Below are 19859 nucleotides of genomic sequence, written 5' to 3'. Positions count from 1 at the left end.
AGTGCCGCGACACTACGGGTAAGCTGTTTTCGGCAATGCCGGGCCATGGTCGAAGCACTCGATCAGCATTTCGGTCAGCACCCGGACTTTTCTTGCAGGATGCTGCCCGGGCGGTCTGACGACATATATCCCGATCGGGGTTGGTGGATGGCGTTTCATGACCGGAACCAACTCGCCTGAGGCCAGATAATCTTTTATAAGCTCGTCAGGGAGCGCGGCGATACCCAAACCGGCTACTGCGGCGACAGCGAGAGCAACCCCGTTGTCGGCCTTGAAGCGTCCCTGTGGGCGAACGGTTATCACCTTGTCTCCATCCATCACTTGCCAGGTTTCCGTTCCCTGCATGAGAGCCTGATGGGCGACAAGCTCGTCTGGTGTCTCCGGAGAGCCATGGGCTTTGATATAGTTCGGGCTTGCAACGAAACTCCCATAGAGGGGACCGACGCGTCTTGCGATCAGGCTGGAGTCCTGAAGTGTGCCAACGCGGATCGCACAATCATAGCCTTCCGCGATCAGATCCACGAAGCGATCACTGTAACAGGTCTGGATCTGGAGATGAGGATGGCGGCGTGCCATTTGCGCAATCACCGCTGCGAAATGCGTCGGACCGAAGGAAAGCGGCGCGGCAACCCTGAGGCGGCCGCGGAGCTCACCGGCGGGCAAAATTGTCTCCCTGGCCACATCGATCTCGGCGGAAACCCTGGCTGCATAGTCCCGGAACGTTGCGCCCGGCCTCCGGTGCAGGGAAGCCCCGCGGGTGGATCGGGCGAGGAGCTGGACACCAAGCTCCTCTTCGAGCCGCATGAGCCGCCGGCTGACCATCGACTTGGAGATGCCAAGTCGCAGCGCGGCCGCTGAGACGCCTCCGGCATCCGCAACTTCGACGAAAGTCCGAAGATCCTCGATGTCCACTTTGGCGTTCCCCGTTTTGCGACACAGCTCAGCACGGAACGAGCACTACCGCATCACAAACAGGAATGACAAGTTTCGTCCCGCGGCAGCGCCTCGGAGGGCGCATGTCTTTTGAGCAGAACGCGCTTCAATAAACCGCTAACATAGGATGAAACCATGACCTTTCGTAACGGCCTTGATTCACTTCTCCGCCCCGAAGACTCCGTCCTCGTTCTGATCGATCACCAGCCCTATCAGCTGGCGAACCTGAACAGCCACGATCCGCATAGCTGGTGGTCAACAACACGACCGCGCTGGCGAAGCTGGCAAAAGCCTTCAATGTCCCGACCATTCTCACCAGCGTGATCGCGGCGCGCGGCGGACTTCTCTTCAAGCAGATCACCGACGTGTTCCCCGGCCAGGAGGTCATCGATCGCACCTGGGTGAACACCTGGCAGGACGAGAATGTGGTGAACGTCGTCAAGGCGACCGGCCGCAAGCAGCTGATCATCGCCGGCCTGTGGACCGAGGTCTGCGTCGCCATGCCTGTCATCCAGGCCGCCGGCGAAGGCTGGGACGTGACCGTGATCACCGACGCGTCGGGCGGGATTTCGAAGGAGTCTCACGAAGTTGCCATCCAGCGAATGATCGCGGCCGGCGCGAACGTGATGACCGTGATGGCGCTCGCTGGCGAATGGCAGCGCGATTGGGCGCGCACCGAGCATGTCGAGGAGCTGACCGAGATTCTCATCCAGCACTTCGGCGGCAGCGGCATCGCGTATCTTTGGGAGCAGCAGCTTCTCAACACGCCGGTGCCGACCACCCAAAGCGGGCACTAGAACCTAACGAGGATGACGGGGTTCTCGATGAACGTATCGCAAGTGCCCGGACGGTGCGTTGAACCTCGTCGTCCCTTTTTCATGACAGCTCGAAGTATCTGAAGCACCGGCTTGATTGTGCGCATGATGAATTTCCCGCGTCAGTCGCCGGCGTAGGCTGACAAATATTCAAGGACCAAAATGGAAATCGGTATCGACAGTTTTGCAGCCATCCTCCCGGATCCGACCACAGGCAGGCTTCCTTCGGCGACCGAGCGTATGGCCGAACTCGTCGAGGAGGTCGTCGTCGCGGACCGCGTCGGGCTCGATGTCTTCGGCATAGGCGAGCATCATCGCAGGGAGTTTCTCGACTCCGCACCGACTGTCATTCTGGCTGCGGCAGCGGCCCGGACCGGCCGGATCAGATTGACGAGTGCGGTGACCGTTCTGAGTGCCGCCGACCCGGTGCGGGTTTTTCAGGAGTTCGCAACTCTCGATCTGATTTCCAAAGGCCGTGCGGAAGTCGTTGTCGGCCGAGGTTCCTTCGTGGAAGCCTATCCGCTATTCGGTCTGGACACACGCGACTATGATGACCTTTTTGCTGAAAAGCTTGACCTGTTTCTCAAGCTTGGCGAGACGACCAATATTACATGGGAAGGTCGCTTCCGTCCGGCCCTCAAAGGGCAAGGTGTTTTTCCGCGTCCCCATCAACCACAGCTACCATTATGGATCGGGGTCGGCGGCACGCCGCAATCCTTCGCTCGTGCCGGTTCGCTTGGCCTTCCGCTGATGATCGCAATCATCGGCGGGAGCTTCGAGCGCTTCCGCCCGCTTGTCGATCTCTATCGCGAAGCTGGCAAGCGTGCAGGGCACAGCACCGAGACGCTCAAGGTCGGCGTGCATGCAATGGGCTTCGTCGGCGAAACCAGTACGGCAGCGAAGGATGCCTTCTTCCCCGGATGGGCGCATCTGACGACGACGATCGGTCGCGAACGCGGCTGGTCGCCGCCGACGCGCCAGCAGTTCGAAGGCATGACAGGTCCGCAGGGCGCATTCCTGGTCGGTGACCCGAAGACGGTCGCAGCCAAGATGCTGCAGGCCAGTGAGACGCTTGGCGGCGTTTCGCGCATCACCTTCCAGATGAGCACAGCCTCTCTCGACACGGCAGCGATGAAGACATCGATCGAACTTCTCGGCACTGAAGTCGCACCAATCGTGAGGGCAGCGCGATAGGCATGAACGCCAGGCTGTATTGCAAAGCGGGGAACACCAATTGGACATCGAGGATCTGCGGACATTTGTCGAAGTTGCCGATGCCGGGGGCGTTTCTCCCGCGGCACGTCGACTGGGGATCTCCAAGTCAATGGTCAGTCGGCGCCTCATCCGGCTTGAGGAAGCGCTCGGTATCCAGCTTCTTGCACGAACGACCCGTGGTGCAGGGCTGACGGAAGCCGGGGGCACGTTTCGCGATCATGCAGCAAGGATCTGCGCCGAGATCGACATCGCACGGGAAACGATATTGCCCGACGGTGACCTTCGCGGGCGCCTGCGGGTGGCCGTCCCTCTCACATCAGGCCCGCTATATTTTGCGCCCGTGCTGGCAGAGATGGCGCGCCACCACCCGCAGCTTCAGATCCATGCCGAGTATAGCGATCGGTTCGTCGATCTGATTGCGAACGGGTTCGATTGCGCAATCCGGGTCGGCGCCCTGCGCGACTCGAACCTGATTGCAAGGCGCGTTGGTCAGATCTACGGCAAGCTGGTGGCGAGCCCGGACTATATCAGGACGCATGGTTCGCCTGAAAAGCCGGACGAAATCGCCGCTCATCAAGCCCTGGTCGGTGCCGAGGCGTGGCGGTTTATGGATGGCGACAAGGTCGTCACTGTGCAGCCGCAGGGTCGCTTCAGTTCCGACAACGGCGCGGCGCTCGCCAGCGCGGCCGCAGCAGGGCTTGGCATAGCGTGGCTTCCCGATTGTGTTACCCATGAATATCTTGCGTCCGGCGCGCTCGTTCCAGTCATGACCCGGTATCCGCTACCGGTCGGTGGGGTCTACGTCGTGCGGCCACCCAGCCCGCACCCGGCGCGAAAAGTGCGCATCCTCTCGGAGTTCCTGATCGAATCATTCGAAAGAAATCCGCATTTGTAGGATCTGCGTGTTGACACATGGACTGCGCGTTCCGCTTTTTGCGACACAGCTCACCGCGCCGCGCAACTAGTCTTGGGGGCGCTCACCCGTTAGTCACTTGGGCCATGCAGCGACCCTTGCGCTCTGCGCAGGCAGGAGATCGCTAAACGAATGAGGTGAAGGCGCATGAGTTGGAACCCTGCAATCGAACCAGGCTGTCCTGACGAGGTCGGCATCGACGCGATCGAAACCCTAATCGTTCCTCGGGCCCGTGACCTTGGCGGCTTCGAGGTTCGGCGCGCCCTGCCGGCGCCGAAGCGGCAGATGGTGGGACCGTTCATTTTCTTCGACCAGGCTGGCCCGGCCGAGCTGTTGACCGGCCAGGGCATCGATGTTCGGCCGCACCCCCATATCGGTCTTGGCACGGTCACCTATCTGTATCGCGGTGACTTTCACCACCGTGACAGCACCGGGGCTGACCAGCTCATCCGTCCCGGTGAGTTGAACTGGATGGTCGCAGGGCGAGGTGTTTCTCATTCCGAGCGGACATCCGCAGCGGCGCGGACAGGGCCGAACGGCTTGTTCGGGATCCAGACCTGGCTGGCTTTGCCGGAAAGCCACGAAGACATGGCGCCGATGTTCGAACACCACGGCAAGGAGACGCTGCCGATGATCGAGGACCATGGTGTGTCGGTGAGGCTCGATCTCGGGAACGCCTATGGCAAGTTCGCTCCCGCGACCATGTTTTCCGAAACATTCTATGCTGATGTTAAGCTTGAAGCAGGCGCTCGCCTGCCGATGCCGGACAATCATGAGGACCGGGGCATCTACATTGTCGAAGGCTCGATCTCGATCGCCGGCCGGGAGTTCGAAGCACCCCAGATGATGGTGTTTCGTCCTGGCGACAGGATCACGGTCGCAGCCGGGGAAAAAGGCGCGCGGCTGATGATCTTAGGCGGGGCGACATTTTCCGGCCGACGCTACATCTGGTGGAACTTCGTCGCCTCATCTAGGGAGCGTATCGAGGAAGCCAAGGCTGAATGGCGGGCACAGAACTGGGGCGAGGGGCGCTTCGATCTTCCGGTCGACGACCGGGATGAGCACATTCCGCTTCCAGAGTGATGGGGAGTGCAGAATTAGACTAGGATGCCATGTTTACGCAGCGCTGCGAAAAAGGCCGATGCGGTTCTCGGCAATCAGAAGCTCAAGTAACGGGTTTCGGGGGTGCTCGGAGATCGCAAGTTAAGATTAAATCCTGCCCCCCGCAACCAATAGACATCGAAGAAAACCCCGGTAATCCAACAGGTTACCGGGGTTTTTGTTTAGCCTGGTATTCCTTACGGCAATACCACTTCCCAACAAAATCAATAACTTATTCCGCAGGTTCAAATCCGCGCGGGCAACCCTACTGAGCCTCCTGGCAGGCGCGCAGGGCCTTAAGGGCCGCGTCGGTTCCGGCAAGGCTCACCGCGAACGGATCGCGCCCTGCCGGCGTGATTGTCAGCGTCTTCTTCTTGGCGAGATCGTAGATGAAGTCGGGATTGTTGACCCAAATGAAAGATCCATCAAATCCCTCCATCTGTTGACCGGTCGCCTCCCCGCTGAATTTCTGACCGTCAACGTCGAATATCACGGTGCGCTTTTCACCACTGACAACGTTGGCATCCGCCTTGGTGTAGAGCGCCATATAGCCGCGTCTGCCGCGGGTCGTATCGATGCCCATCTGAATCTGCGTGCTCTCGTTCAGTCTTTTTGCGATCAGGCAGCCCGGGCCTAGGTCCTGCCTAATGACAATGTCCCAGCCTGCTGCCGAACCGTATTTCTTCATCTGGGCCTGAACCTGGTCCATCGCCGTGCTGCCGAGAAGGCCTACAATCATCGCTGCTGCGATGCGGGCTTTTGGTGCCGCTTTCATATCTTTTCTCCTCCTTGTTTCAGCCATGCCGATGTGGCCCCAGGCTGGTCTCCAATGGCGGGCAGGTTTGTCGTGTGTCCCCGATTCGAGGTGAGGGCATCGTGCCAATCGACTACGCGCTGTTGGCTTTGCCCATAGGTCTTGATGCTGCGCTACCGGAGGCGCGCTCTTGCGAACCCAACGGTCGAAATAGGAATTGCCGTGGCAAACGCCGATTTCAGTGAACCGCGCCATGTCATTTCGAATTCCTCCTAGAGCGCCATGGCGTGGCGTCTGCGGCGTTTTCGAATGGTCAGTTTATGCGGGTTTGTCTGCCCTATGGGGCCATAGCATCGCAGAAGTATTGTGGAACAATGCGCGCATCGCCGCAAGTAACAACTTCTGACTACTTTGGCCAAGCCGCACGGCTGGTGCTGGATGAGGCTGAACGCGACGCCTCGTTCCGCAAACGGGTGTCGGCCGCGCTTGCCGCCCGGAAGGGTCCGGAGGCGATTGCGAAACTCGTGGATCGCAGGCTCGGTGGGCTGGAAAGGGCGCGGGGCTTCATCGACAGGGACAAGGCACGAACTTTTCGCGACGATCTGGCGGCGACGGTTGTAACCATCTCGGGCGAACTGGGTGAATCGTCACCCGCCATGGCCATCGACCGACTGTTACGGTTCATCGCCACGCACGAACGGGTGTTTGAGCGGATCGACGATTCCTACGGCCATGTCCAGGACGTCTATCATCAGGCGATCGCGGAGCTCGGCCAATTGACACCGAAGGCGGAAGAAGAGATCGGTCTGCTGCCGGAGAGAATCGTGGAGGTGCTGGGTGACAGCAGCCACGGCTATCTGGTCGATGTGGCGCATGAGTGGACCATCTGCCGAAGGAGGTTTTGCGCAAATGGGATGCCGATCTGGCAGTCCTTCAACAGGAGCAGTAAGCGAAGGATGCGAAATCGAAAGACCGCTATGTCTTCTCGAACGCCTCGCAATACCGGGATATAAGGCAACTCATTGCACACGTGCTCGGCGATCTGGACGGCCGAAGGTGAGGGGGTAGCGTTCAAATTTTTCCAGCATCGAGGTCTCCATCAATCGATGGCAACTTGCTACCATGTTGGTTACGAAAGGTGCTTTTTAATGCTGCTGAAAATTTAGAAGTTGATCCAAAGATGAGATAAAAATGACATCAACATCGCTATCTCCTGTCCTCCAATGGTCCTTTCATACGTTGACGGAGCACTTCACGTTGGCGTTTCTGGTCAGGTCCCGTCGAGTTGTACGTTGGATAGTTGCAGCCAGGGCGGGTTGTCGGCATACATCTCGCGGATGATCTGCTTGATCTCTTCGATCCTTCCCTTTGCATCGTCGCGTCTGAAACTCATGATGACCGGCGATGTGGCGTTCTCATCCTTTATGGTGCGGTAACACACGTCGTCGGGTCTTTGCCGCTGCGATGCCGCGGGAATGACGCACAAGCTCACCCCGGCCGCCACGATACCCAATGCGGTCTGAATTTCACGGACCTCTTCCACGCTGCCAGGAGAAATGCCTTGCTCGGTCAACATGTTGAGGATCTCGTCGGCAAAGCTCGGACGTGGAGCCGACGGATAGACGATGAGCGGTTCACCCTCCAGTTCGGCAAGCGCGATGGGATCCGAGGAGAGCGACTTCGGATGCCCCTTGGGGAAAGCGACGACCAGTCGTTCCTCTCGAAGCGTCAACCTTTCGACCTCCCGATCGTTGAAGCGAACCCTGCCGAAGCCAAGATCGATCCGCCTTTCCTTGAGAGCGGTGACCTGCTCGGTCGACATCATTTCCCGAATCTCGATGTCGAGTTCCGGCCAGCGCTGGCGCATGCGGCGGACAAGGTCCGGCATGCCGCCATAAAGGGTCGAGCCGACGCAGCCGATGACATACCGCTCCCGTTTGGACAAGCCGATCTTGCGCGTCTGCTCTCGCATGTGCTCGGTCCGGGCAATGATCTGTCCAGCCTGTTCGTAGAAGAAGCGGCCGGCCTCCGTCAGATCGAGAGGACGGCTCGACCGGTCGACAAGCAGAACGCCCAGTTCGTCTTCCAACTGCTGGATCTGCCGGCTGAGGGGTGGCTGTGCAATATGCAGGATTTCCGCGGCACGCGAGAAGTTTCGCTCGCGCGCAACAGCGAGAAAATAGCGCAGCTGCCTCAGCTCCATAATTATACCTTTCAGGTATCAAATCCAACTTTTATAGTTTTGGACTGATTTGAAAGTGGACGCTAGTTTCCCCGTGATCAAGGGAGGAAAGCTTGGTGTCTACGGAAATACGCATCAGCGCGATCGAAACAATTATACTCGATCTGCCTACCATCCGGCCCCATCAGCTGTCGATGGTGACCGTGAACCGGCAAAGCATGACCATCGTCCGCATCCGCTGCTCCGACGGCTTCGACGGGGTTGGAGAGGGGACGACGATCGGCGGTCTCGCCTATGGACCGGAAAGCCCGGAAGGCATGAAGCTGACGATCGACGAGTATATCACGCCGCTGCTGATCGGCCGTGACGCGACGCGTATCCAGGCTGCCATGGACGTCGTCGCCAAAGCGGTAAAAGGAAATCACTTCGCCAAATGCGCGGTCGAGACGGCCCTGCTCGATTGCCATGCGCGCCGCCTAGGTCTGCCGATGTCGGAACTGCTCGGTGGGCGCCGCCGCGACAGCCTGCCGGTCGCCTGGACGCTCGCCTCCGGCGACACTGCCAAGGACATCGATGAGGCGCAAGCCATGCTCGATCGGCGGCGGCACAAGGATTTCAAGCTGAAGATCGGCCTAAAATCGATTGAAGATGATATCCGCCATGTGAGCTCAATCCGCAAGGCACTGCCGGACCTGGCCACTATCCGGGTCGACGTGAACGCGGCGTGGCGAGAGCGGGAGGCGCGCAACGCGATCCAGGCTCTGGCCGACGCCGGCTGTGTGCTGGTCGAACAACCTGTGCCGGGGATTCCAGCGCTCGCCCGTCTGCGGCGGGCTTCCCCGATCGCCGTCATGGCCGACGAGGTGCTGGTTGGACCTGAGAGCGCGCTCGAGGCGGCGACTGCGCGGGCTGCCGACGTATTTTCGATCAAGATCGAGCAGGCGGGAGGGCTGTTTGCCGCCGCCCGGGTGATCGCGATCGCGGAAGCCGCGGGCGTCAGCATTTATGGCGGCACCATGCTGGAGGGACCGGTCGGCACGATCGCCGCCTCTCAGTTGATGGCAGGCGTCAAGGAACTGGAATGGGGCACCGAGTTCTTCGGTCCCCTGCTTCTGACCGAAGAAATCCTGGAGGAGCCGCTTCGCTTTGAAGACTTCGAGCTGCAGTTGCCAAAGGGTTCCGGGCTCGGAGTGACGCTCGCCGAGGAAGCCGTCAATCGTTTCCGCAGGGATGGCAAGCACGCTTCGACCTTGCGCGTAGTGGGGTGAGATCATGCTGTTTCATGTACGGATGGATGTGCGCATTCCCCATGATCTGCCCTCGAAGGAAACGGCGGAGATCATTGCACGGGAAAAGGCCTATTCGCAGGAACTGCAGCGCATCGGCAAGTGGCGGCACATCTGGCGCATCGCCGGCGAGTACGCCAACTACAGCGTCCTCGACGTGAATGACAACGCGGAGCTGCATGAGATTCTGTCCGGCCTGCCGTTATTCAAGTTCATGGACATTGAGGTGACGCCGCTGCTGCGGCATCCCTCTGCGATCCGCGAGGACGATACCTAGAGCCTTCGTCAGCGGGTTTCCCCGGAGGAGGGGAACAACTGCAGTTTCAAAAGAATCCAAGTGGAGGAATTAACATGAGTGTAAAGATTTTCGAAAGACCGGACATTCAGGACTTTCTGAAGGTCCTGAGCGGCCTTGACCAGGATGGCGGCAATCCGCGCGTCAAACGGATCGTTCATCGCATCATGTCGGACCTGTTCAAGGCCATTGACGATCTCGACATCACCCCCGACGAATATTGGACCGGCATCGCCTGGCTCAACGAGATTGGCGCCGCCGGCCAGGCTGGCCTGATCTCGCCCGGTCTCGGCCTTGACCATTTCCTCGATGAGCGTCTCGACGCAATCGATGAGGCACTCGGCATCAACAACCCCACCCCGCGCACGATCGAAGGTCCGCTCTATGTCGCCGGTGCGCCCGTGTCGCACGGTTTCGCCCGTCTCGACGACGGCACCGATGCCAACGGGCATACCCTGATCATGCATGGTACTGTCTATGGTGCCAACGGCAATCCGCAGCCGGGCGCCACGGTCGAAGTCTGGCACTGTGATACCCGTGGCTTCTACTCGCACTTCGACCCGACGGGAAAGCAGGCGCCGTTCAATATGCGCCGCACGATCGTCGCCGACGAAAAGGGCTGTTACAAGTTCCAGAGCATCGTGCCGCACGGCTATGGCGTGCCGCCAGGCAGCCCGACCGAGCAACTATTGTCGGCACTCGGCCGCCACGGCCAGCGCCCGGCGCACATCCACTTCTTCATCAGCGCCGATGGCCACCGCAAGCTGACGACGCAGATCAACATCGAGGGCGACCCGCTGGTCAATGACGATTTCGCCTATGCCACCCGCGACGGTCTGGTTCCGGCCGTCATCGAGCGGACCGACGAGGCCAGCATCAAGACAAATGGTTTGAGCGGTCCGTTTGCGGAGATCGAATTCGACATTCACCTGACGGCCCTGGTGAACGGCGCCGACAACCAGATCAACGAGCAGCGCAAGCGCGCAGCCGCCTGAGCGGACATACTGCGGCGGCCCGGACTGGGCCGCCACCCTGACAACATCGTCATCAACGACATTGTGTGCAAAGGCTAGCGCTCGCGCAACGCGCCCTTTGCGGGAGGTAGGATCATGTCTGCCGATCATCGACAAAGCCCGGGATCTTGATCAACCTGCTCGCAACCGCGGTCGCAAGACGATCAAGGAGGCCGGTGTTTTCCGTTGCCGCCGCGACATCTTCACCAACGAAGACCTGTTCGAGCTGGAGATGAAGCACATCTTCGAGAGCAACTGGGTCTATCTCGCCCATGAGAGTCAGATCCCGGAGAACAACGACTATTACACGACCTATATCGGCCGTCAGCCGGTGGTCGTGACGCGCGACAAGAACGGCGAACTGCACGCTGTCATCAATGCCTGTGCCCATCGCGGCGCGATGCTCTGCCGGCGCAAGCACGGCAACAAGGGTAGCTTCACCTGTCCCTTCCACGGCTGGACCTTTTCCAACACCGGCAAGCTGCTCAAGGTCAAGGACGAGAAGACCACGCAGTATCCGCCGCAGTTCGCGAAAGACGGCTCGCACGACTTGAAGCGCGTTCCCCGTTTCGAAAGCTATCGCGGCTTCCTGTTCGGCAGCCTGAAGGAGGACGTGCCGGCGCTGGAAGAATATCTCGGCGAGACAAAGGTCATCATCGACCAGATCGTCGATCAGGCGCCGAACGGGCTGGAAGTGCTGCGCGGCAACTCGTCCTACATCTACGACGGCAACTGGAAGCTGCAGATGGAGAACGGCTGCGACGGCTATCACGTCAGCTCCGTGCACTGGAATTACGCCGCGACCATGGGGCGGCGCAAGGAAGAGGGCACGAAGGCGGTCGATGCCAACAGCTGGAGCCGGTCCGTCGCAGGCGTCTACGGGTTCGAGAACGGCCACATCCTGCTGTGGACCAATACCATGAACCCCGAGGTCCGCCCCGTCTACGACCAGCGCCACGAAATCAAGGCACGCGTCGGCGAAGACAAGACAGATTTCATCGTCAACCAGACCCGCAATCTCTGCCTCTATCCGAACGTGTTCCTGATGGACCAATTCAGCACGCAGATCCGCGTGACCGCGGCCGATCAGCGTCGACAAGACCGAGATCAGCATCTTCTGCTTCGCGCCGAATGGGCGAAAGCGCTTCGGACCGCGCACTGCGCATCCGCCAGTACGAGGATTTCTTCAACGTGTCCGGCATGGGCACGGCCGACGACCTCGAAGAGTTCCGCGCCTGCCAGGCCGGCTATGCAGGGACCGCCGCGCTTTGGAACGACCTGTCGCGCGGCGCGCCGCTCTGGATCGACGGCCCGGACGAGAACGCCAAGAGAATGGGCATCGCAGCCGCTGCTTTCCGGCGAACGCAGCGAGGACGAGGGCCTGTTCGTCCGCCAGCACGAATACTGGGCCAAGGTAATGCGCGAGGCGCTCGCGGCCGAGAAAAACGGAGTGGTCGCATGACGCATTTCCTATGACGCCATCTGCGCCTTCCTCTATCGGGAGGCGCGCCTTCTGGACGATCGCGAATGGGACGAATGGCTGACATGCTATGCGCCTGACGTGAGCTACTGGATGCCCGCCTGGGACGACGATGACCAGATCACCGAGGACCCGCACTCGCAGATTTCGCTGATCTACTATCCGAGCCGCGACGGCCTGGAAGACCGTGTGTTCCGCATCAAGACCGAGCGTTCAGGCGCCTCTACGCCGGAGCCGCGCACCAGCCACAACGTGACCAATGTCGAAGCTTGCTGGACGGTCCGCGGCGACGAGACGGACGTGCGCTACAACTTCCACACGCTGAACCATCGCTACAAGGTCACCGACCACTTCTTCGGGACCATGTTCGTCACCCTCCGCAAGCGCGGCAGACGGGCTGCTGATCGCACGGCAAGAAGATCGTGCTGAAGAACGACTACATCCGCCAGGTCATCGACGTCTACCACATCTGACGGACCGTCGCCTGCAGGCAGAAGACTGATGAGGAGGGACAACCATGGCCAGCTACAGGATCGCATTGAATTTCGAGGACGGCGTCACCCGCTTCGTCGAATGCAGGGACGGCGAGAAGGTGCTCGACGCCGCCTTCCGCAACAAGATCAACCTGCCGATGGACTGTTCGGACGGTGTGTGCGGCACCTGCAAGTGCCGGCGCCGAGAGCGGCGCCTACGACCTCGGCGACGACTTCATCGACGATGCGCTGACGGCGGACGAGGCTGAAAGCGGACTGGTGCTGACCTGCCAGATGAAGCCGGCCGCGCGACTGCGTCATCGCCGTGCCGACAACAGCGGTCGGCCTGCAAGACCGGACAGCAGACAGTTCACGGCGACTGTGGCGCGCGTCGTCCCGCACAACGACGCGGCCATCGTGCTCGAGCTGGATATCGCGGGCGCTGCCGCGCCTGCCTTCCTGCCCGGCCAGTACGTCAACATCGACGTGCCCGGCAGCGGCCAGAGCCGTTCCTATTCCTTCACCTCGGCACCCGGCGAGACGACGCGTCGGCTTCCTGATCAAGACGATACCCGGGCGGGCTGATGAGCACGCTGGCTGGAGCGCGCCGAGGCCGGCACGAAACTGGAGCTCGACCGGGCCGCTCGGCAGTTTCTACCTCCGCGACGTCCAGCGCCCCCTGCTCTTCCTCGCCGGCGGCACCGGTCTTGCGCCGTTCCTGTCGATGCTGGAGGTGCTCGCCCGCGACGCGGCCCGCGAGCAGAAAGATCCACCTGATCTACGGCGTCACCCGCGACCTCGATCTGGTGCTCGTCGACGAGATCGAGGCCTATTGCCAAGCGCGCCTGCCCAGCTTCACCTTCGACGACGGTGGTGGCCGAGGACGCCTCCAGCCATCCGCGCAAGGGCTGGGTCGACCCAGCACATGCCCGAGCCGACGATGCTGAACGGCGGCGACGTCGACGTCTATCTCTGCGGCCCGCCGCCGATGGTCGACGCCGTCCGCAAGCATCTCGACGACACCGGCGTGAAGGCCCAACAGCTTCCACTACGAGAAGTTCACGCCCAATGCGGCGGCGAAGGAGGCGGCATGACCGCCGCGCGCTTCGACGGGCCGTTTTGCCAGCAAGGCGCTCGTCGTCACCGGTGCCGCGCCAGGGCATCGGCCGCGCCGCGGCAGCTCGCGCGCCGGAGCGAGGGCGGCAAGGTGCTCTTTGTCGACCGCGCCGATTTCGTTGTCCGAGGTCGCGGCGGAGGCCGGGCGGCGAAACGGCGCCGCCTTCGTACGCCGATCTGGAAACGCACGAGGGGGCCGCGGCAGCCATGCGCTTTGCCGCCGAAACGTTCGGCGGCATCGACATCCTGATCAACAATGTCGGCGGCGCCATCCGCATGCGACCCTACGCCGAATTCGAGCCGCAGCAGATCGATGCAGAGATCCGCCGCTCGCTGATGCCGACGCTCTACTGCTGCCACGCCGTGCTGCCGCATCTCTTTCGCGCGCGGCGGCGGCACCATCGTGAACGTGTCCTCCAACGCCACGCGCGGCATCCACCGCGTCCCCATTCGGCGGCCAAGGGCGGCGTCAACGCCATCACCCAGTCGCTGGCCATGGAGCTGGCGGAGCGCAACATCCGCGTCGTCGCCACGGCGCCGGGCGGGACCGAGGCGCCGCCGCGCCGCATCCCGCGCAACGCCGAAGGCGATAGCGAGGCCGAGAAGAGCCTGGATGGCCGAAGTCGTCGCCCAGGTGAAGCAGTCCGAGCTTCATGAAGCGCTACGGCACCATCGAGGAGCAGGCCGGCGCCGATCCTGTTCCTGGCCTCCGACGAGGCCTCCTACATCACCGGCAGCGTGTCTGCCGGTCGCCGGCGGCGATCTCGGCTGACGGACCTTGATAATTGCAACGCGCTAACGACTCTGGGGAGGAGTGACGATGCGCACCATCGATGTGAATGAGGCTATAGACAACGGCCCGCTTCGGGGGCTTCCAGTGGACGGTGGTCGCGCTCTCGCGCGCTGCTGTTGGTCGTCGACGGCTACGACGTCTTCGTCGCCGGCACCGTGCTGCCGACGCTGATCGCCGAGTGGGGCCTTAGCCAAGCCGCAGGCCGGCGCCCTGCAGGCCTGGGCGCTGTTCGGCATGATGTTCGGGGCCCTGATCTTCGGGCCGCTGGCCGACCGGATCGGCCGGAAGAAGGGCATCGCCATCAGCTTCCTGCTGTTCACCATAGCCACTCTTCTCACAGGCTTCGCGAGTTCGCCGGGCGAGTTCAAAGTCTTTCGGTTTTATTGCCGGCCTCGGCTGCGGCGGGTTGATGCCGAACGCCGTGGCCCTGATGAACGAATATGCGCCGAAACGTCTCCGCGGCACAATGGTCGCGCTGATGTTCTCCGGTTATTCGGTCGGCGGCATGGTTGCGGCGGGACTTGGCATCGGCATGATCCCGCAATATGGCTGGCAACCGATGTTCTTTGTCGCCGCCGTTCCGCTGCTCATGCTGCCGCTGATCCTGTGGAAACTGCCAGAATCGCTGGGCTTTCTCATTCGCCAAGGCAAGCAGGAGCAGGCGAAGCGGATCTATGCCAGGATCAATCCGGCGCATGGAGCTGGGCAGTCCCGACAGTCTCGTTTTCTCCGAGACCAAGGGTGCACTCGGCATCCGTTTCCGAGCTGTTCCGCCATGACCGCGCCTTGCGCACGGTCACGCTCTGGGTCGTCTTTCTTCTGCTGCCTTCTGCTTGTCTACCTCCTGTCATCATGGCTGCCGAAGGTCCTGCAGGAAGCCGGTTATGCCGAGAAGGCCAGCCTACTCAGCCTCTTCTCGCTCAATTTCGGCGGCATGGCCGGAGCGATCGCCGGCGGCTGGCTCGGCGACCGGCTCGGTCTGCCCAAGGTGGTGGTAGGCTTCTTCGTCGTCGCGGCCCTGTCGATTGCGATGATCGGCTTCAACCCGCCGGCGGGACTGCTGTTTCTCCTGAGTGTTCGTTGCCGGCGCCACGACCATTGGCACGCAGATCCTCCTCTATGCCAGCGTGGCGCAGCTCTATAATCTCTCGGTTCGCTTCGACCGGCCTGGGCTGGGCCTCAGGCGTCGGCCGGATCGGTGCGATTGTCGGCCCGACCCTTGGGGGAGCGCTTCTGGCAAACGAACTCCCGCTTCAGCAGAACTTTCTGATCTTCGCCGTTCCGGCGGCGGTTTCGGCAATGGCGATGCTAGTCTTCGCGGTGAGCAATGCCCGCCGGTCCAACGTCGTACAAGTTGCCACGGCATAGGAGCGGTGACGATGGCCGGCATGAAGGGCAAGCATCAGGTGGATGGTTTTATACCCCGACTGTTCTGGCGGGTCTCGTATCCACGCTGATCGCTTATACTGGACCGTTGGTCGTCGTCTTTCAGACAACGCCGGGCCTTGGTGCTGACCGGGAGACTTGCATTATGGACTATCGCCATCGCGAGGCTGTACTAAGGGATCCAGCAATCAAGTGCCGGTCGGATCGCCTGGTCGGCACGGGGTTCCGCTATTCTGATTAAGCACTCTGCTGGGGTCGATTTTACCGAGGCCCTCGATACTTGCCTCGTGGTAAGCGGGGGCCTCGTCATCGGGATCCCCGGAACTTTCGACGGAATTGTTGCAAGCTGGCGATGGGGGTTTCCGCTGTGATGCTCGCAGGTACCCTCAGCTTCGCCGCGGAGTAGCATCGAAACCGCTTAACAAATCGAAAGCTTTCGAGCCATGCCCTACCTCGATCTCACCAGCCACCGCCTTCACTACCGGATAGATGGCGACACTGACGGCACAGGCAAGCCCTGGCTGATGTTCTGCAATTCGCTAGGCACCGACCTGCGCATGTGGGACGCTCAGGCGGTGGAGCTGTCGCGGCACTATCGCGTGCTGCGCTACGACCGCCGCGGGCACGGCCTGTCGTCGGCGCCGCCGGCGCCGTATGCGCTGGCCGACCTTGGCAACGACGTCATTGCCCTGCTCGACGCGCTCGACATCGCGCGTGCGCATTTCTGCGGCTTGTCGATCGGCGGCCTGACCGGGCAATGGCTTGGCCTCCATGCCGGAGAGCGGTTCGACAGGATCGTTGTCTGTGCGACCGCCATGAGGATCGGGACCGCCGAAAGCTGGACCGCGCGCATTGATGCCGTGTGCGAAAACGGTCTTGGTGGACTGATCGCCGCCACCGCCATGCGGTGGTTCACACCGGCGTTCAACGCGGCCGAACCAGCCATCGTCGGAAGGATACTTGACGGTTTTGCCGCGACGTCGATCGATGGCTATGTCGGCTGCTGCGCGGCGCTGGGCGATTTCGATCTGCGGAAGGACATCGACAAGATTGCCAATCCCCTTCTTGCCATTTCTGGCGAAGACGATCCGGTCTGCCCGCCATCCGAGCTGCAGGCGATTGCCGCCCGCGTTCGGCAGGGACGGCATGTGTCGCTGCCGGGGCGACATATCGTGAATGTTGAGTCGGCATCCGTATTCAACCCAATACTTCTCGAGTTTTTCGGTAGTGGGTCTTGAAGATAGATCTGTGGCTCATGATTGGAGATGAAGTCCTTCGGATTTCCGGGCCCCAAGACGCAGCCATGCAAGCACCCGCGCCAGTGCCGCAAAGAACGCGCTGTCGCTGATATCCAGCCTTCTGCGCCAACTCGGCTTGGCACAGGTGCAATACGCTCTGCCGGGTTAATGTGAATACAATGCCCGTAAAGTCCCCTCAGCCTGGAAGCTGAGGTAACAATGCGTCCCGTATTCAGTGCATGCCTCAGCGAAGAAATTTCCACGTACCGAATATTTTGGGCGAATGACTGCATTTGGTGCGCCGTTCCGGACCAAATATCTGTCCAGGAAGAGCTCATTTTTGATTCAGCATGCTCACTTGGACGCTGTGAAGCAATGGGGTAGAATGGTAGAAAACTATCTGATTAGGTAGAATGGAGTACCTCCACATGAGCCTCAACGTGAAAGACCCCGAAGCGCATCGCCTCGCCCAGGCGATCGCCCATGCGACCGGGCAGAGTATGAGCCGCGTCGTGACCGACGCTCTGCGTGAGCGGTATGCGCAAATTGAAAAACAGAGAGGTCGGGCCTCTGTTCGAAGAACTTCTTGGCGATCGCCGAAAGGGCCGCAGTCCATTTGAAGCGGCCTTATGCTGACCACGCCGAGCTTCTCTTTGACGAGGACGGTCTTGCCGAGATCATGATCGATAGCATCCGCCATGGTGGCGATCCTCTACGGCGAGCCAGAGGCTGCCGCCTTCACGCGACTGATCCAACGATTCCGCAACCAGCCGGATCAGCGTGGCGAACTATGTGGAACTGTCCATGGTGATCGAAAAGCAGCTCGGGCCGGAAGGCATGAGGCAGGCCGATGCCTTCTTCCGCCGCGCAGTGATCGACATCGAGCCCGTGACCGTTGAGCAGGGGACATCCTGGCTCCGACAGGCATTCCTTGATTTCGGGAAGGGCAGGCACAAAGCTGGACTGAATTTCGGCGATCCGCTTGGCCTACGCTCTCGCCAGGGATTTCGGCGAACCGTTGCTGTTCAAGGGCAACGATTTCACCGAGACGGACATCCGTTCGGCCACAATGACACACGACCTGGAATGACGGGGTCAAAGCGGCCGTACTGAGGCTTCGCGACTAACGGCAGCTATCCCATGACGTGCTCCCCGATTTTGGGCCAGCGGGAGCTGGAATTTTCCGGGGTTAAGGCTCAGCACGGCGGGGGCGCCGATGGAGCCGTTCATCAGCGGCAGTCGGCACCTTGTTGCCGATGGCGCGCTGCGCGCGCAACTCGTTGTAGTCTCTACGCCAATCCTCCATCTTCGTCCGCGCGTCGTCAAGGCTCATAGAACCAGTGCGCGTTTCAGGCACTCGGCGCCGAACTTGCCATTGAAGCTTTCGATATAGCTGTTGTCCGTCGGCTTGCCAGGTCGGGAGAAGTCGAGCACGACACCCTTGTGGTAGGCCCACAGATCAAGGTCACGGGAGATGAATTCGATGGCGCCCGCTTTTTGCACTTTGATTGATCACCTGAATGGGTGCTGGTTACGCGTTCGAACTCAAGGTCGAAAAAGAATGGGTGCCGATGGGGCACCCAATACTAAACTCATATGAAAACTGGATCCGGTTCGTTACGCCGCTCTCTCTTCCGCGGCGTTCGGTCTCCACTTGATAAGCCGGCCTTCCAGTACATCGAGAATTCGGTCGATGACGAGCACGAACGCGGCCAGGATGATGATGCCGGCGAACACCCCCACCGCGTCGAAGTTGCCCTCCGCCTGCGCGATCAGGTAGCCCGAGCCCTGCGCGAGGCAGCCGAGGTACTCGCCGATGATCGCGCCGACCACCGCGAAGCCGACGGACGTGCGCAGCGAGGACAGGATCCAGCTGGCCGCCGCCGGGAAGTACACGTGCCGCAGCAGATCGCGGACGGTCCGGCCCCGAGGATCCGTGCGTTGGCGAGCACCACCGGGTTCACTTCGCGCACGCCCTGCATGGCGTTGAAGAACGTGGTGAAAAACACCAGCGTGACCGCCAGCGCCACCTTCGACCACAGCCCGAGGCCCAGCCACAGCACGAAGATCGGTGCCAGCACCACGCGCGGAATCGCGTTCAGGCCCTTGATGAACGGGTCCAGGATGCGTGCCGCGCTGTCGGCTCAGGCCAAGCCACACGCCTGCCGGCCACGCCCAGCCCGGTGCCGATGACGTAACCCAGCGCGGTCTCCGTCAGGGTGATTGTACACGTGACTGGTAGAAGCTGAGGTGTCGGACAGTCCAGCTCCACGACCTGGCTGCACGATTGCCGAGCGGCGCGGGGAAGAAGAACGGCATCGATCACGCCCGGCGCGTCACGCCGCGCTGCCCAGCCGCCGAGGATACGGCGACCACCAGCGCCGAGCTGGATGAATGCGTTCAGTCACGGCGTGCATAGCTTTTCTCCACTTCGCCGCGCAGGCAGGCCCAGATGTCGCGGTACAGGTCCGTGAATCGTGCGATCCAGCTTGATCTCGGCCACGTTGCGCGGCCGCTCCAGGTCCACCGGCGAAGCTTGCGCACGACCCGGCTGAGCGGGGGCCGGCGGCCAGCACCGCCACGCGGTCACCCAGCGCGATCGCCTCTTCCAGGTCGTGCGTGATCAGGACCACCGGCGCGACGGTCCTCCTGCCACAGCCGCAGCAGTTCGTTCTGCATCAGGTGCCGCGTGTGGATGTCCAGCGCCGAGAACGGCTCGTCCATCAGGATCACCTTCGGATCGAGCGATCAGCGCCTGCGCCATCTGCACGCGCTTGCGCTGGCCGCCGGACAGTTGGTGCGGATAGCGGTGTTCGAAGCCCTTGAGCCCGACTTCTGCAAGCCAGCTCATCGAACGCTCGCGCCG

Annotated in this window: 18 protein-coding genes and 6 pseudogenes; 18 read left to right on the top strand and 6 right to left on the bottom strand. The window is 61.3% G+C overall.

The genetic code is table 11. From position 1 onward, the window contains the following. Positions 1 to 12 precede the first annotated feature (12 nt). Entirely contained in the window at positions 13 to 912 is a 900-nt protein-coding gene (locus tag ACW4PC_RS09755; protein ID WP_455873681.1) for a LysR family transcriptional regulator, read from the bottom strand. Between the two features lie 156 nt (positions 913 to 1068). Between ACW4PC_RS09755 and ACW4PC_RS09750 the strand changes: the two are divergent. The 4 genes and pseudogenes from ACW4PC_RS09750 (at position 1069) to ACW4PC_RS09735 (ending at position 4959) form a co-directional block, all read left to right on the top strand. Continuing rightward, positions 1069 to 1730: pseudogene (locus ACW4PC_RS09750) on the top strand (hydrolase). A gap of 180 nt (positions 1731 to 1910) precedes the next feature. After that, the gene (locus ACW4PC_RS09745) at positions 1911 to 2942 is read left to right on the top strand and encodes an LLM class flavin-dependent oxidoreductase (protein ID WP_455873680.1); all 1032 of its coding nucleotides are present in this window, start codon (positions 1911 to 1913) and stop codon (positions 2940 to 2942) included. Positions 2943 to 2982: 40 nt separating this feature from the next. Continuing rightward, the gene (locus ACW4PC_RS09740) at positions 2983 to 3858 is read left to right on the top strand and encodes a LysR family transcriptional regulator (protein WP_455873679.1); all 876 of its coding nucleotides are present in this window, start codon (positions 2983 to 2985) and stop codon (positions 3856 to 3858) included. A 165-nt stretch (positions 3859 to 4023) separates the two neighbouring features. Next, entirely contained in the window at positions 4024 to 4959 is a 936-nt protein-coding gene (locus ACW4PC_RS09735; RefSeq protein WP_455873678.1) for a pirin family protein, read from the top strand. A gap of 283 nt (positions 4960 to 5242) precedes the next feature. Here ACW4PC_RS09735 and ACW4PC_RS09730 read toward each other — a convergent pair whose 3' ends face one another. Next, positions 5243 to 5752, bottom strand: a complete 510-nt coding sequence (locus tag ACW4PC_RS09730; RefSeq protein WP_455873677.1) for a hypothetical protein — start codon at positions 5750 to 5752, stop codon at positions 5243 to 5245. Positions 5753 to 6105: 353 nt separating this feature from the next. Here ACW4PC_RS09730 and ACW4PC_RS09725 point away from each other — a divergent pair, with 353 nt between their 5' ends. Beyond that, positions 6106 to 6744, top strand: a complete 639-nt coding sequence (locus ACW4PC_RS09725; protein ID WP_455873676.1) for a DUF6880 family protein — start codon at positions 6106 to 6108, stop codon at positions 6742 to 6744. A gap of 257 nt (positions 6745 to 7001) precedes the next feature. Here ACW4PC_RS09725 and ACW4PC_RS09720 read toward each other — a convergent pair whose 3' ends face one another. Further along, positions 7002 to 7934, bottom strand: coding sequence for a LysR family transcriptional regulator (locus ACW4PC_RS09720; RefSeq protein ID WP_455873675.1), 933 nt, complete (start codon positions 7932 to 7934; stop codon positions 7002 to 7004). 95 nt (positions 7935 to 8029) lie between these two features. Between ACW4PC_RS09720 and ACW4PC_RS09715 the strand changes: the two genes are divergently transcribed. From ACW4PC_RS09715 to ACW4PC_RS09655, 13 genes and pseudogenes are all read left to right on the top strand, one after another. Beyond that, complete coding sequence (locus tag ACW4PC_RS09715) at positions 8030 to 9181, top strand: muconate/chloromuconate family cycloisomerase (protein ID WP_455873674.1); 1152 nt, start codon at positions 8030 to 8032, stop codon at positions 9179 to 9181. Positions 9182 to 9185: 4 nt separating this feature from the next. Beyond that, a complete protein-coding gene (gene catC, locus ACW4PC_RS09710) occupies positions 9186 to 9476 on the top strand; it encodes a muconolactone Delta-isomerase (protein ID WP_455873673.1) in 291 nt (96 codons plus the stop codon). A gap of 74 nt (positions 9477 to 9550) precedes the next feature. Next, entirely contained in the window at positions 9551 to 10489 is a 939-nt protein-coding gene (catA, locus tag ACW4PC_RS09705; protein ID WP_455873672.1) for a catechol 1,2-dioxygenase, read from the top strand. 127 nt (positions 10490 to 10616) lie between these two features. Next, positions 10617 to 11969: pseudogene (locus tag ACW4PC_RS09700) on the top strand (Rieske 2Fe-2S domain-containing protein). A gap of 3 nt (positions 11970 to 11972) precedes the next feature. Next, a complete protein-coding gene (locus tag ACW4PC_RS09695; protein WP_455874977.1) occupies positions 11973 to 12416 on the top strand; it encodes an aromatic-ring-hydroxylating dioxygenase subunit beta in 444 nt (147 codons plus the stop codon). An 88-nt stretch (positions 12417 to 12504) separates the two neighbouring features. Further along, the gene (locus tag ACW4PC_RS09690) at positions 12505 to 12729 is read left to right on the top strand and encodes a 2Fe-2S iron-sulfur cluster-binding protein (protein ID WP_455873671.1); all 225 of its coding nucleotides are present in this window, start codon (positions 12505 to 12507) and stop codon (positions 12727 to 12729) included. Continuing rightward, positions 12635 to 13045, top strand: coding sequence for a hypothetical protein (locus tag ACW4PC_RS09685; RefSeq protein WP_455873670.1), 411 nt, complete (start codon positions 12635 to 12637; stop codon positions 13043 to 13045). Before ACW4PC_RS09690 ends, ACW4PC_RS09685 begins: the two co-directional genes overlap by 95 nt. Before the next feature lie 483 nt (positions 13046 to 13528). Continuing rightward, positions 13529 to 14233 (top strand): SDR family NAD(P)-dependent oxidoreductase, encoded by a 705-nt coding sequence (locus ACW4PC_RS09680; protein WP_455873669.1) that lies wholly within the window; start codon positions 13529 to 13531, stop codon positions 14231 to 14233. 340 nt (positions 14234 to 14573) lie between these two features. Continuing rightward, a pseudogene (locus tag ACW4PC_RS09675) lies at positions 14574 to 14738 on the top strand (MFS transporter); the annotation flags it as partial. A 40-nt stretch (positions 14739 to 14778) separates the two neighbouring features. Next, positions 14779 to 15513 carry an MFS transporter gene (locus tag ACW4PC_RS09670; RefSeq protein ID WP_455873668.1) on the top strand — a complete coding sequence of 245 codons (735 nt, stop codon included), beginning with the start codon at positions 14779 to 14781 and terminating at the stop codon, positions 15511 to 15513. 685 nt (positions 15514 to 16198) lie between these two features. Beyond that, positions 16199 to 16993 carry a 3-oxoadipate enol-lactonase gene (gene pcaD, locus ACW4PC_RS09665; protein ID WP_455873667.1) on the top strand — a complete coding sequence of 265 codons (795 nt, stop codon included), beginning with the start codon at positions 16199 to 16201 and terminating at the stop codon, positions 16991 to 16993. 413 nt (positions 16994 to 17406) lie between these two features. Next, entirely contained in the window at positions 17407 to 17613 is a 207-nt protein-coding gene (locus tag ACW4PC_RS09660; RefSeq protein ID WP_455873666.1) for a type II toxin-antitoxin system VapB family antitoxin, read from the top strand. Positions 17614 to 17975: 362 nt separating this feature from the next. Then, positions 17976 to 18083 (top strand): type II toxin-antitoxin system VapC family toxin, encoded by a 108-nt coding sequence (locus tag ACW4PC_RS09655; RefSeq protein ID WP_455873665.1) that lies wholly within the window; start codon positions 17976 to 17978, stop codon positions 18081 to 18083. 99 nt (positions 18084 to 18182) lie between these two features. Here the strand turns inward: ACW4PC_RS09655 and ACW4PC_RS09650 are convergent. The 3 pseudogenes from ACW4PC_RS09650 to ACW4PC_RS09640 form a co-directional block, all read right to left on the bottom strand. Further along, a pseudogene (locus ACW4PC_RS09650) lies at positions 18183 to 18475 on the bottom strand (integrase core domain-containing protein); the annotation flags it as partial. A gap of 135 nt (positions 18476 to 18610) precedes the next feature. Next, positions 18611 to 19410 (bottom strand): annotated as a pseudogene (locus ACW4PC_RS09645) (ABC transporter permease). Then, positions 19394 to 19859, bottom strand: a pseudogene (locus tag ACW4PC_RS09640) (ABC transporter ATP-binding protein); the annotation flags it as partial. The pseudogenes ACW4PC_RS09640 and ACW4PC_RS09645, both read right to left, overlap by 17 nt.

The organism is Rhizobium yanglingense (assembly GCF_977109285.1).
This window is presented reverse-complemented; position numbering and strand designations above follow the sequence as displayed.

Excerpts from the sequence above, each read along its gene's own strand:
- ACW4PC_RS09745 (WP_455873680.1), top strand. The coding sequence starts at position 1,911 with ATGGAAATCGGTATCGACAGTTTTGCAGCCATCCTCCCGGATCCGACC.
- ACW4PC_RS09735 (WP_455873678.1), top strand. The coding sequence starts at position 4,024 with ATGAGTTGGAACCCTGCAATCGAACCAGGCTGTCCTGACGAGGTCGGC.
- ACW4PC_RS09730 (WP_455873677.1), bottom strand. The coding sequence starts at position 5,752 with ATGAAAGCGGCACCAAAAGCCCGCATCGCAGCAGCGATGATTGTAGGC.
- ACW4PC_RS09725 (WP_455873676.1), top strand. The coding sequence starts at position 6,106 with ATGCGCGCATCGCCGCAAGTAACAACTTCTGACTACTTTGGCCAAGCC.
- ACW4PC_RS09720 (WP_455873675.1), bottom strand. The coding sequence starts at position 7,934 with ATGGAGCTGAGGCAGCTGCGCTATTTTCTCGCTGTTGCGCGCGAGCGA.
- catC (WP_455873673.1), top strand. The coding sequence starts at position 9,186 with ATGCTGTTTCATGTACGGATGGATGTGCGCATTCCCCATGATCTGCCC.
- catA (WP_455873672.1), top strand. The coding sequence starts at position 9,551 with ATGAGTGTAAAGATTTTCGAAAGACCGGACATTCAGGACTTTCTGAAG.
- ACW4PC_RS09690 (WP_455873671.1), top strand. The coding sequence starts at position 12,505 with ATGGCCAGCTACAGGATCGCATTGAATTTCGAGGACGGCGTCACCCGC.
- ACW4PC_RS09680 (WP_455873669.1), top strand. The coding sequence starts at position 13,529 with ATGCGGCGGCGAAGGAGGCGGCATGACCGCCGCGCGCTTCGACGGGCC.
- ACW4PC_RS09670 (WP_455873668.1), top strand. The coding sequence starts at position 14,779 with ATGCCGAACGCCGTGGCCCTGATGAACGAATATGCGCCGAAACGTCTC.
- pcaD (WP_455873667.1), top strand. The coding sequence starts at position 16,199 with ATGCCCTACCTCGATCTCACCAGCCACCGCCTTCACTACCGGATAGAT.
- ACW4PC_RS09660 (WP_455873666.1), top strand. The coding sequence starts at position 17,407 with ATGGAGTACCTCCACATGAGCCTCAACGTGAAAGACCCCGAAGCGCAT.